The 11,945-nt window shown below is 63.4% G+C and carries 10 protein-coding genes; 5 read left to right on the top strand and 5 right to left on the bottom strand.

Annotation, left to right across the window (positions count from 1 at the left end; translation table 11 throughout):
- Window positions 1-19: 19 nt before the first annotated feature.
- Window positions 20-2,176, bottom strand: coding sequence for a DUF1631 domain-containing protein (locus E8E78_RS10900; RefSeq protein WP_280313630.1), 2,157 nt, complete (start codon window positions 2,174-2,176; stop codon window positions 20-22).
- Between the two features lie 242 nt (window positions 2,177-2,418).
- Between E8E78_RS10900 and nadC the strand changes: the two genes are divergently transcribed.
- The gene (nadC, locus tag E8E78_RS10895; protein ID WP_016501457.1) at window positions 2,419-3,267 is read left to right on the top strand and encodes a carboxylating nicotinate-nucleotide diphosphorylase; all 849 of its coding nucleotides are present in this window, start codon (window positions 2,419-2,421) and stop codon (window positions 3,265-3,267) included.
- 59 nt (window positions 3,268-3,326) lie between these two features.
- Here nadC and trxB read toward each other — a convergent pair whose 3' ends face one another.
- On the bottom strand, window positions 3,327-4,289 hold the full coding sequence (gene trxB, locus E8E78_RS10890) for a thioredoxin-disulfide reductase (protein WP_059396049.1): 963 nt from the start codon (window positions 4,287-4,289) through the stop codon (window positions 3,327-3,329).
- 330 nt (window positions 4,290-4,619) lie between these two features.
- Between trxB and cysZ the strand changes: the two genes are divergently transcribed.
- The gene (gene cysZ, locus E8E78_RS10885; RefSeq protein ID WP_059396050.1) at window positions 4,620-5,348 is read left to right on the top strand and encodes a sulfate transporter CysZ; all 729 of its coding nucleotides are present in this window, start codon (window positions 4,620-4,622) and stop codon (window positions 5,346-5,348) included.
- Between the two features lie 188 nt (window positions 5,349-5,536).
- Here cysZ and E8E78_RS10880 read toward each other — a convergent pair whose 3' ends face one another.
- Entirely contained in the window at window positions 5,537-6,853 is a 1,317-nt protein-coding gene (locus E8E78_RS10880; RefSeq protein ID WP_059396051.1) for a PAS domain-containing methyl-accepting chemotaxis protein, read from the bottom strand.
- A 178-nt stretch (window positions 6,854-7,031) separates the two neighbouring features.
- Here E8E78_RS10880 and E8E78_RS10875 point away from each other — a divergent pair, with 178 nt between their 5' ends.
- The gene (locus E8E78_RS10875) at window positions 7,032-8,222 is read left to right on the top strand and encodes a glycosyltransferase family 1 protein (protein WP_059396052.1); all 1,191 of its coding nucleotides are present in this window, start codon (window positions 7,032-7,034) and stop codon (window positions 8,220-8,222) included.
- 124 nt (window positions 8,223-8,346) lie between these two features.
- Here E8E78_RS10875 and E8E78_RS10870 read toward each other — a convergent pair whose 3' ends face one another.
- Window positions 8,347-8,829 (bottom strand): glutathione peroxidase, encoded by a 483-nt coding sequence (locus E8E78_RS10870; protein ID WP_049277235.1) that lies wholly within the window; start codon window positions 8,827-8,829, stop codon window positions 8,347-8,349.
- Window positions 8,830-8,974: 145 nt separating this feature from the next.
- Window positions 8,975-9,460: a peptidylprolyl isomerase gene (locus E8E78_RS10865; protein ID WP_016501463.1), complete on the bottom strand. Its 486-nt coding sequence runs from the start codon at window positions 9,458-9,460 to the stop codon at window positions 8,975-8,977.
- On the opposite strand from E8E78_RS10865, the gene E8E78_RS10860 reads away from it, so the two are divergent.
- A complete protein-coding gene (locus tag E8E78_RS10860; protein ID WP_049277234.1) occupies window positions 9,459-9,761 on the top strand; it encodes a DUF3565 domain-containing protein in 303 nt (100 codons plus the stop codon). The two genes, E8E78_RS10865 and E8E78_RS10860, sit on opposite strands and share 2 nt — an antisense overlap.
- Window positions 9,762-9,792: 31 nt before the next feature.
- A complete protein-coding gene (gene pta / locus E8E78_RS10855; protein WP_016501465.1) occupies window positions 9,793-11,880 on the top strand; it encodes a phosphate acetyltransferase in 2,088 nt (695 codons plus the stop codon).
- Window positions 11,881-11,945: the final 65 nt, after the last annotated feature.

Genomic DNA, 11,945 nt, shown 5'->3' with positions numbered 1-11,945 from the left:
ATGATTGTAATGTTGCCGGCTACCGCACCTGCGGTTGCCGCAGCCCGTCGAGCACCGCTTCCAACGCCCGCTCGAACAACAACCCGTCATCCAGCACCCGCACGTCCCCCCGGTGTAGCGCCTGCGCCAGGCCCGCGCCGCTCCACTCTCGCACCTTCATGCCGGTGCGGTTGGCAAACACCAGCCTGTCGCTGCTGTCGATATGTGCCACCAGCTTGCAGCGCAGCGGTTCGTCGTCATCAAGTACTTCAACCCAGGTCCCGATGCGCAAGCGCTGCACCTGCCGCAACGCTGCAGCCTGGCCATCGGCAATGTGCAAGGGCGCGCAGGACGGTTCTTCGGCAATCGCCAGCACGATATCTTTGTCCACCAGCACTTCGGCCAGAGGTTGGCCATGGTCAACCGTTAGCTCAGCGCCTGCGCAGGCACGCAGGTGCAATTGCTCCAGTTGCAGGAAGAACTCACGGGTTGCCGCCGAATTCAGGGCCACGCTGGCCAAGCCATCGCGCAGCGCCTTGAGCAGGCCCGGCACCTGCTGCAACAGGGTTTGCGGCTCATGCCCGAGGGTGATAGTGGCCAATAGCGTGTCCACCGTCTGCAAGCTATCCCGCCAGGCCTGGGAGGCTTCACCCTGCTTGAGCCAGGCCAGCAGCAGCACCTGGCTCCAGGCCTGTACCAGCATTTGCACAACCACCAAGGGCAAGACCCGACCACGCAGGCGCTGGTTGAGCTCCCGCTGTACCTGCTGCCGGGCCTGCAGGGCACGGGCACGCCCTTCTTCGGCGTCGCGCGTGCGTTGCTCAAGCAATTCGTTGCGCCGCCGTTCCTCCTGATTGAACGCAAGGAACTCGTCGAGCAGTTCGGCAAACAGGCCGGTATCTTCGGCGAAATCATTGATCAAGCGCTGGACTATGCGCTCTACCCGCAAGTGCAGGCTGTCGCGCAGGCCTTCGCCACCGCACTCCCAGCCAATGGCTGCGCCCGCGATTTCGTTGAGCAGCCGGCGTGCAGGGTGACTGGCCCGGCTGAACAACCCCTTGTCCAGCAGGGCGACCTTGAGCAGCGGGATATGCAGGCGCGCGATCAGCGCACGCAGGCTGGCCGGCAGGTTGTCGTCGCCTTGAATACAGGCGAACAGCAGGCCGACCAGGTTGATCATGTCCTCGTCGGCTACGGCGATGCGCCGGCGCGTGCCACTGCGCACGCTGACCCGCAGCAGCAGTTGTTCGAGTTGTTGGCCGAGTTCGAAATCATCAGGCTCGCCGGTAGCCGGCACGTAGTGCTGCAAATGCGAAAGCAGGCGGACCAGGTCAGCAGTGCTGATCGACTGGGCCGCAGCCACCGCCTGCAATCGCGGTGCGAACTGCCCGCGCGCCGGGGCCAGCAAGGTTTGCAACGAGGCAAAGAAGGCCTGGCCTGCCGCATCCGCCCCCACTTCCTGGCCTTGGCTTGCCGGCCCTCGTCCTGCCCTCATGCGCCGGTCTTCGGCACGCCGGCGCGGGGCCGGTTGCAACTCGGGCAGCACACCGGCGACGGCCAGCAACTGGTTGGCTTCGGCATAGATGACGTCGACATCGCGCAAGACATAACGCTCGAAAAGCTTGAGCAGGACCAGTTTGACCCGTAAGCCCACCCCCAGGTTACGGCCAGCTTCAAGGAAGTACCCGCACAATGCAGCAGGGCCGAGCGGGTTGCGCTGCTCATGCACGGGGCGGTCGAGCAAGGCCTGCAAACGCAGGCCCAGTTGCTGCAGGGCAATACCATCGCGCGACAGCACCCGCGCGACCATGCCTTCGATGGCCGCAGCCCGTTCCAGTTGCACCTTGCTACGCAGGTTGCCGGCTTCTGCCAGCTGCGCCAGCAGGTCGACCTGGCCGATGCGGGCGTAAGCGTCATAGAAGGTATCAAGGAAGCCGCGTTCGATACTTTTGCGCTTCAGGCGCAGATCGCGCATGGCCTCGAAGTACAGGTTCTGGTCGCAGCGATCAACGGCCTTGTCGGCCATCTCGAACAGGGTGTCGTCAGCATTGTCGAACAGCGCCTGCAAGCCCTGGCGCAGTTGCAGGGCAGCCTTGTCGCGCACTTGCAGGAGCAATACCGGAAGGCAAGGCAGAGGCGTACGCCCCCCTCGGTCGATGGCTGCCGCCAGGGGCACCACCTTGCCTTCTTTTTGCATCCTGGACTCCTTGCAGGGTGTCTTGCCCGAAGGGGCTGTAAATCGTCAAAGCTATGACGCCAAATACTGGTCGCCATTATCGGTAAAAAATCGCACAGCTGCCAGCGCCGATTCATGGACGGGTTAATGACCCTGGTTTGCAGGCATTGCTCACGAAGACCGACCAAAGGTCATGGCCGGGGCGGCTGTACACATCGGCCCCCTGCCCTATAATCGCCGGCATCTAGCTTGTGGAGCCGACCATGCCGAACCTACGCCTTGCCGACCTGACCGCTGAAATCGAAGCCAACGTGCGCCGCGCACTGTTGGAGGACATCGGCAGTGGCGACATCACCGCGCAGCTGATCCCGGCCGAGCGCCTGGCCAAGGCCACCATCATCACCCGCGAAGACTGCGTGATTGCCGGCACTGCCTGGGTTGACGCCGTGTTTCGCCAGCTCGACCCGCGTGTGGCTGTGCACTGGCAGGTGGCCGACGGTGATCGCGCCACGGCCAACCAGCCGCTGTTCCACCTGGAAGGCCCGGCCCGCTCGCTGCTGAGCGGCGAGCGCAGCGCGCTGAACTTCCTGCAGATGCTGTCGGGGGTCGCCACCCGTGCGCGTTTCCTGGCCGACCTGGTGGAAGGCACCCAGGTGCGCCTGCTGGACACCCGCAAAACCCTGCCCGGCCTGCGCCTGGCACAGAAGTACGCGGTTACCTGCGGCGGCTGCGACAACCACCGCATCGGCCTGTACGACGCCTTCCTGATCAAGGAAAACCACATCGCCGCCAGCGGCGGTGTTGCCGAGGCCGTAACGGCGGCGCACCGTATTGCGCCGGGCAAGCCGGTAGAGATCGAAGTGGAAAGCCTGGATGAACTGCGAGAGGCGCTGGCAGCGGGCGCGGACATCATCATGCTCGACGAGCTGAACCTGGACGAAATGCGCGAAGCGGTGCGTATTAACGCGGGCAAGGCCAAGCTGGAGGCCAGCGGCGGGGTGAACGAGACGACCTTGCGGGTAATTGCCGAGACTGGCGTGGACTACATCTCGATTGGTGCCATGACCAAGGATGTGAAAGCAGTGGACCTGTCCATGCGGTTGAGCCTGTGAGCTGACCGCAGGCAATAAAAAACCGGCCTTTCGGCCGGTTTTTTTGGTGCGCTATCTGATCAGAACGAGGCGTTGGCCAGGCCGTCCAGGTAACGCTCCACGTCCAGAGCCGCCATGCAGCCAGCGCCGGCCGAGGTAATGGCCTGACGGTAAACGTGGTCAGCCACGTCACCTGCAGCGAACACACCTTCAACGTTGGTGGCGGTAGCGTTGCCTTCACGGCCGCCGTTGACCACCAGGTAGCCGTCCTTGAGGGTCAGCTGGCCTTCGAACAGCGAGGTGTTCGGGGTGTGGCCAATGGCAATGAATACGCCGTCGACCTTGATTTCGTCGCTGCTGCCGTCGTTGTTCTTCAGGCGCGCACCGGTTACGCCCATGTTGTCACCCAAAACTTCGTCCAGGGTGGCGTTGAGCTTGAGCTCGATCTTGCCTTCGGCCACACGGGCGTTGAGCTTGTCGACCAGGATCTTCTCGGCGCGGAAGGTCTCGCGACGGTGCACCAAGGTAACCTTGCTGGCGATGTTGGCCAGGTAAAGCGCTTCTTCCACGGCAGTGTTACCGCCGCCAACCACTGCGACTGGCTTGTTGCGGTAGAAGAAACCGTCGCAGGTGGCGCAAGCCGAAACGCCCTTGCCCATGAAGGTTTCTTCCGACGGCAGGCCCAGGTAGCGGGCGCTGGCACCGGTGGCGACGATCAGTGCGTCGCAGGTGTATTTGCCGCTGTCACCCTGCAGGGTGAACGGCTTGTTGGCCAGGTCGACAGCATTGATGTGGTCGAAGACGATTTCGGTTTCGAAACGCTCGGCGTGTTCCTGCATGCGCTGCATCAGGGCCGGGCCGGTCAGGCCGTGGGGGTCGCCCGGCCAGTTGTCAACTTCGGTGGTGGTGGTCAGCTGGCCGCCCGCCTGCATGCCGGTGATCAGCAGCGGCTTGAGGTTGGCGCGGGCAGCGTAGACTGCAGCACTGTAACCGGCAGGGCCGGAACCGAGAATGATGACGCGCGAATGACGTACTTCAGACATGTCGAACTCCTGTCGAGCCGGCGGCACGGGCCGGCATCGGTGTACCGGCTGCGCCAGCTGGAAAATTAAAACGGACCCACGCAGCACTTGGGGAAGGCTACAACGCGCAGGCCCGAAAAGCGGAAAGTTGAGCGCACTGTAGCGAGGTCGCAAAGATTAAGGAAATATCCTTAGACAATCCACCTCATAGGCACGGTCTATTCACTGATTTCATCCGTGGCCCAGCCCTGGCGCTTTTGTTACAGCCCGTGTCCCGCTTACCAGCCACCTTTCGTCGGCGCGGCAAACTCGGTAAGGTCAGCGCGTTTTCCTTCTCTGCGGAGTCTCCCGATGCAAGCCCCTGTCCTCTCCGGCCCCCAATACCTGCGCGAAGGCCTGAAACTGGTGCTGAGCCCCAACCTGCGGTTGTTCGTGCTACTGCCGCTGGCGGTAAACCTGCTGCTGTTCGGTGGCATGGTCTACTTCGCCGGCCACCAGTTCGGCCTTTGGCTCGATGCCCTGATGCCAACGCTCCCAGACTGGCTGAGCTTTCTCAGCTACATACTCTGGCCGCTGTTCGTTGCCCTGCTGGTGCTGATGGTGTTCTTCACCTTCACCCTGGTGGCCAACATCATTGCCGCGCCGTTCAATGGCTTCCTGGCGGAAAAGGTCGAAGTGGTGGTGCGTGGCGAAGACACCTTCCCGGCGTTCAGCTGGGGCGAGCTGGTGGCCATGGTGCCACGCACCTTCAGCCGCGAAATGCGCAAGTTGGGCTACTTCCTGCCACGGGCCATCGGCCTGTTCATCCTGTCGCTCATCCCCGTGATCAACGTAATCGCCGCGCCACTGTGGCTGATGTTCGGGGTATGGATGATGGCCATTCAGTACATCGACTACCCCGCGGACAACAACAAGATGAGCTGGCAGGACATGCTGGCCTGGCTGCGCAGCAAGCGCTGGCAGTCGCTGGGCTTTGGCGGCATCACCTACCTGGCACTGATGATCCCAGGGGTGAACGTGCTGATGATGCCGGCGGCGGTGGCCGGGGCCACGTTGTTCTGGGTGCGGGAGCGTAGCTGACTCCCCAGGTATACGCGCCCCCTGTAGGAGCAGCCTTGCGCTGCGAAGAGGCCATTGCAGCCGAAGACAATCTTTAGCCTTACCGGCCTCTTCGCAGCACAAGGCTGCTCCACAAGGTGAGGCGGCAGCCTGAGTGATGGTGAAAGCCATTGGGTCCACCAAAAGGCAGACCAGATCTGCTCTGGGCTCTACTGCCCCAACCGGCTGGAGAACTGCCCCACCACATCCACCACCCGCTTCGCCCCGTCCTGGATCTCGACAATCACGTTGCCCGTCTCATCGGCCAGCGCCAGCCCCTGCTCCGCCTGGCGCTTGCTGGTGTCGATGATCTCCACCGCCGCCTGCGCCAGCTGCTCGTTCTGCTTCACTACCCGGGCAATTTCCTCGGTCGCGGTGCTGGTGCGCGAGGCGAGCTGGCGCACTTCGTCGGCAACCACCGCAAAGCCACGCCCTTGCTCGCCCGCGCGGGCCGCCTCAATGGCGGCGTTGAGCGCCAGCAGGTTAGTCTGCCCGGCAATGTCGCTGATGGTCTTGATGATCGAGCCAATCACCCGCGACTGTGTATCCAGCGCCTGGATGCCCTCGGCCGCCTCCTGCATCGAGGCTTCCAGGCCGCGCATCACGCTGACGGTCTGGGTGACCACATCGGTGGCCTTCTGGGCGCTGACATCAGTACCCAGCGAGGTGTTGTAGGCAACATCTGCTGCCTCGGCCACCGCCTGCTCCTGATTGACCTGGTCGGTAATCACGGTGGCAAACTTGACCACTTTGTAGAGTACGTCGTGGGCATCGAACAGCGGGTTGTACGAGGCCTCCAGCCAGACCACACGGCCATGGGCATCGATGCGTTTGAAACGCTCGGCCACGTACTCGCCACGGCGCAGCTTGTCCCAGAAGGCCTGGTAGCCGGCCGAGTTGGCCTCCTCCGGCTCGCAGAACATGCGGTGATGCTTGCCGCGGATCTGCTCCAGGCGGTAACCAACGCTGGCCAGGAAGCGTTCGTTGGCGGTGAGGATGGTGCCGTCGAGGGCAAATTCGATAACCGCGGTAGAGCGCATCAGCGCCTTGATCAGGCTTTCGTGCTCGCGAGACGTCTCAATGGTGCGGGTCAGGTCGCTGGAGTGCAGCGTGAAGTACTTGATGCGCCCCTCGCTGTTCTTCACCGGCTGCAGGATCGACCGCAGCCAGGCTTCCTGGCCGTTGCCACGCAGCAGACGGAAGGCGCCGTTCAAATGCTCGCCACGTCTGATCGCGCTCTTCATGCGTTGGTAGAAATCCAGCGACTTCACATGGGCTGGGACGATGTCCTCGATGTTGCGTCCAAGCAATTGATCGGAACGGTAGAGCATTTCGCTCTCGAAGTTGCCGTTTACCATCTCGATCCGTCCCTGTGGGTCGAGTTGAAGTACCAGCATCTCGCTGTCGAGACTACTCTTGACCTGTTCCACGGACATCAGGTCTTCGCGCAGCTTCCGGATTTCTTGCTTGAGCTTGCTGTTGAACATCACCGCACTCCTGGAGCGCATCACCTAGTCGAATGCATCTTCATCGGCTGCCGGTTCCATCTTCTTGAGCACCTCGCAACGAAATATTCATAAAGGCAAAAGCGTCAGCGGTCAGGCGTCATATGTACGTCACATTGCAGTCACATTGGCGCAACCCGGCAAGCGGAAACTTTTTGTCATGAATACACCCGCCCTACGCATTACCCTGGTCAGCGAAACATTCCCACCCGAAATCAACGGCGTGGCCAACACCCTTGGCCGCCTTGGCGAAGGACTGCGTCAGCGCGGCCATGAGGTGGAGGTGGTGCGCCCGCGCCAAGCCGGCGAAGCCCCCGTGCACAACGACCCGTACCTGATGCTCTGCCGTGGCTGGGCGCTGCCTGGTTACCCCGGTTTGCAGTGGGGCGAGGTGTCGATGCACAAGTTGTTGCGCCGCTGGCGGCGGCAGCGCCCGGATGTGCTGTACATCGCCACCGAGGGGCCGCTGGGGCTCAGCGCACTGCGCGCGGCCAGGCGCCTGGGAATCGCGATCGTCAGCGGCTTCCACACCAACTTCCCGCAGTACTCCGGCCAGTACGGCCTGGGTTTGCTGGCACGCCTGCTCACCCACTACCTGCGCTGGTTCCATCGGCGCACGGCAATCACCCTGGTGCCCAGTGTCAGCCAACGCCTGGAGCTTGAGCGACGTGGTTTCGAGCGCCTGGAGCTGCTCGCACGGGGTGTCGATGCCTGCCTGTTCAACCCGGCCCGGCGCAGCCAGGCGTTGCGCGAAAGCTGGGGGCTCGGCCCGGACGATCTCGCCGTGCTGCATGTCGGGCGGCTGGCGGTGGAAAAGAACCTTGGCTTGCTGCGGCCTTGCCTTGAGGCACTGCAGACGACTTATCCACAGAAGCGCCTGCGCCTGATCATGGTGGGTGACGGTCCGCAGCGCGCCGCCCTCCAGCAGGAGATGCCGGACGCCATGTTCTGCGGCGCCCAGCGCGGCGAGGTGCTGGCAGAGCATTACGCCAGCGGTGACCTGTTCCTGTTCCCGAGCCTGACCGAAACGTTTGGCAATGTGGTGCTCGAAGCCATGGCTTCGGGGTTGGCGGTGGTTGCCTATGACGAGGCGGCGGCTGCGCAGCATATTCGCCATGGCCACAGCGGGGCGCTGGCCATGCCGGGGGACCAGGCGGCGTTTGTCGATGCGGCTTGCTGGCTGCTGGAGGAAGAGGAAACCTTGCGCCGGGTGCGCCTGAATGCGCGGCAGCATGCCAGCCGTCAAGGTTGGCCGGCGATTGTCGAGCAGTTTGAGGGGTATCTCGATGCGGCCCGGAACCAGGCTGCGGCCTCACTCGCTTCGCGGCTGGGTGCTACGCGATCTGTGTAGGAGCGGCCTTGTGCCGCGAATGGGCCGCATAGCGGCCCCGGATCTCGATGTCAAAGCCATCGAGGGGCCGCGTTGCGGCCCATTCGCGGCACAAGGCCGCTCCTACAGGGACCGCGCAAGACTTTCAGGCCAGTGCTTTTTCGATTGCCTGCACCACCGCCGGATCATCCGGCGCCGTGCGCGGCGAGAAGCGCGCCAGCACCCGCCCGTCCTTGCCCACCAGAAACTTCTCGAAGTTCCAGCTGATGTCACCAGGAAACTCAGCCCCCTCGCCCGCCAGCAGGCGGTACAACGAATGACGCTGTGGCCCATTGACTTCCAGCTTGCCGCCCAGCGGGAAGCTCACCCCGTAGTTGAGGCTGCAGAATTCCTGGATTTCCTTTTCGCTGCCCGGCTCCTGCCCGGCAAACTGGTTGCATGGCAGGCCAAGCACATTGAAGCCCTTGTCCTTGTAAACCTGGTAGAGGTTTTCCAGAGCCATGTATTGCGGCGTGAGACCACATTTGGAGGCAACGTTGACCACCAGCACCACTTGGCCCTTGAACGGTGCGAGGGGCAGCTCCCCGCCGTTCAGCGCGTCCAGTTTCAGGTCGTGAAATGCACTCATGATGACATCCCCTCTCAGGTTCCCGGTTGCCGCGCAGGCGAATTCCGCCCACTAAAAAGGCGCCCGTCCAAACCGTCCACCTCCCGTAGGAAGGCAAATCGGCTTGCCCGAGCGCCTGGCGACTTTCTGAGCTTAGCGCAGAAAATCAGTGGTGATGGCCACCTTCACCGTGGATGTGGCGGTGAGCGATTTCTTCTTCGCTGGCGTCACGCACGTCGACAACCTTGACCTGGAAGGTCAGGCGCTGGCCGGCCAGCGGGTGGTTGCCGTCAACGGTAACGTCGTCGCCGTCCAGGTCACGGATGGTGACGATCTGCATCTGGCCGTCCGGTGCCGAAGCGTGGAACTGCATGCCCACTTCCAGCTCGTCGACGCCTTCGAACAGGCTGCGGTTCAGGGTGCTGACCAGCTCGGCCAGGTATTCGCCGTAGGCGTCTTCCGGCTCGATGGAAACGTTCAGCTCGTCACCGGCCTGTTTGCCTTCCAGGGCTTTTTCCAGGCCCGGGATGATGTTGCCGGCACCGTGCAGGTAGACCAGCGGCGCGCCACCGGCGGAGCTGTCGATGGTCTCCCCGGCGTCGTTGGTCAGGGTATAGTCGATGGAGACAGCCTTGTTGGCGGCGATCAGCATGGGGCAAGACCTTTTGCAAAAGTATGTAGAGCGGACAAGTGTAACCAAGCCATCGTCCGATTGCGAACGCACTGCGGACAAGCAACGGCCCATCAGTCGGATCACCGGCTTTCACCAGGACGAAGAAGGCCATTGGGTGGCCGAACTCTCCTGCGGTCATACCCAGCATCTGCGCCACCAACCGCCGTGGCAATCACGCCCTTGGGTGCTGGACCCGGCACAACGCGCGCAGCGCATCGGCCAGCCATTTGCTTGCGGCTGGTGCGCACAAGGGGGCGATGGCGCTACCCTTGGCCGCTAATTTCTTGCACCGCTTATTTCGAGAAGCACGCATGCAGACATTTTTCATTGCGCCGACCGACTTTGGTGTCGGCCTGACCTCCATCAGCCTGGGCCTGGTGCGCACCCTCGAGCGCGCCGGCCTGAAGGTCGGTTTCTTCAAGCCGATCGCCCAGCCCCACCCGGGTGACACCGGCCCCGAGCGCTCTACCGAACTGGTGGCCCGCACCCACGGCATCACCCCCCCGCTGCCACTGAGCCTGGCACAGGTCGAGCGCATGCTCGGCGACGGCCAGCTGGACGAGTTGCTCGAAGAAATCATCCGCCTCTACCAGCAAGCCTGCGTCGGCAATGACGTGGTGGTGGTCGAGGGCATGGTGCCCACGCGCCACGCAAGCTATGCAGCGCGGGTCAACCTGCACCTGGCCAAGAGCCTGGATGCCGAGGTGATCCTGGTGTCGGCCCCGGAAAACGAAGTGCTCAGCGAGTTGTCTGGCCGGGTCGAACTGCAGGCCCAGCTGTTCGGCGGCCCACGTGACCCGAAGGTGCTCGGGGTAATCCTCAACAAGGTGCGCACCGACGAAAGCATGGCGGCCTTCGCCACCCGCCTGCGCGAGCACTCGCCCCTGCTGCGCGGCAACGATTTCCGCCTGCTCGGCTGCATCCCCTACCAGCCTGAGCTGAACGCCCCGCGCACCCGCGACGTGGCCGACCTGCTCGGTGCCCAGGTACTCAACGCTGGCGACTACGAGCAGCGGCGCATGAGCAAGATCATCATCTGCGCACGCACCGTGGCCAACACGGTACCGCTGCTGACATCAGGCACCTTGGTCGTCACACCGGGTGATCGCGACGACATCATCCTTGCCGTCAGCCTGGCCGCCATCAATGGCGTACCGCTGGCCGGGCTGCTGCTGACCAGCGACAGCAAGCCCGACGCGCGCATCCTTGGCCTGTGCCGCGGCGCGCTGCAGGCAGGCTTGCCGATCCTGTCGGTCAGCACCGGCTCGTACGACACCGCCAACCAGCTCAATTCGCTGAACCGCGAAATCCCGGTCGACGACCGCGAGCGCGCCGAGTTCATCACCGACTTCGTCGCCAGCCACCTCGATGCGGCCTGGTTGCACCAACGCTGCGGCACCCCGCGCGAGATGCGCCTGTCGCCGGCGGTATTCCGCTACCAACTGATCCAGCGGGCGCAGCAGGCCAACAAGCGCATCGTCCTGCCAGAAGGCGCCGAGCCGCTGCTGGTGCAGGCCGCAGCCATCTGCCAGGCGCGCGGCATCGCCCGCTGCGTGCTGCTGGCCAAACCCGAAGATGTCGAGGCCGTGGCCCGCGCCCAAGGCATTACCCTGCCGCCTGGCCTGGAAATCCTCGACCCCGAGCTGATTCGCGGGCGCTACGTGGAGCCGATGGTTGCGCTGCGCAAGAGCAAGAACCTCAACGCACCGATGGCCGAGCAGCAACTGGAAGACCCGGTGGTGATCGGTACCATGATGCTGGCTCTGGACGAAGTGGACGGCCTGGTATCGGGCCTGGTGCACTCTACCGCCAACACCATCCGCCCGGCCCTGCAGTTGATCAAGACCGCGCCGGGCTCCAGCCTGGTGTCGTCAGTGTTCTTCATGCTGTTCCCCGAGCAAGTGCTGGTGTACGGCGACTGCGTGATGAACCCCCACCCGAGCGCTACCGAGCTGGCCGAGATTGCCAGGCAGAGCGCAGAATCGGCGCAGGCCTTCGGCATCGCGCCGCGGGTGGCGATGATCAGCTATTCAAGCGATTCGGTCAGTGATGAAGAAGTCGGCAAAGTGCGCGAAGCGACACGCCTGGCACAGGGCGCAGCGCAGGCGTTGGTGATCGATGGGCCACTGCAGTATGACGCGGCGGCCAACCCGGCAATTGCACGGGAACTGGCGCCGGATAGCCCGGTGGCCGGGCGTGCCACAGTGTTCGTCTTCCCTGACCTGAATACCGGCAACACCACGCACAAAGCGGTGCAGCGCAGTACCGACGGGGTCAGCCTGGGGCCGATGCTGCAGGGGTTGCGCAAGCCGGTGAACGACTTGCCGCGCGGGGCTCAGGTTGACGATATCGTGCATACCATTGCCCTGACGGCGATTCAGGCCAGCGTGGTGCGCTAAAAGCCGGACCGCTTTGCAGCCCATTCGCGGCAACAAGGCCTCTCCTACAGAAATCGCGTAATGCC

Source organism: Pseudomonas sp. BN505, from assembly GCF_029873175.1.
Classification (GTDB): domain Bacteria; phylum Pseudomonadota; class Gammaproteobacteria; order Pseudomonadales; family Pseudomonadaceae; genus Aquipseudomonas; species Aquipseudomonas putida.
This window is presented reverse-complemented; position numbering and strand designations above follow the sequence as displayed.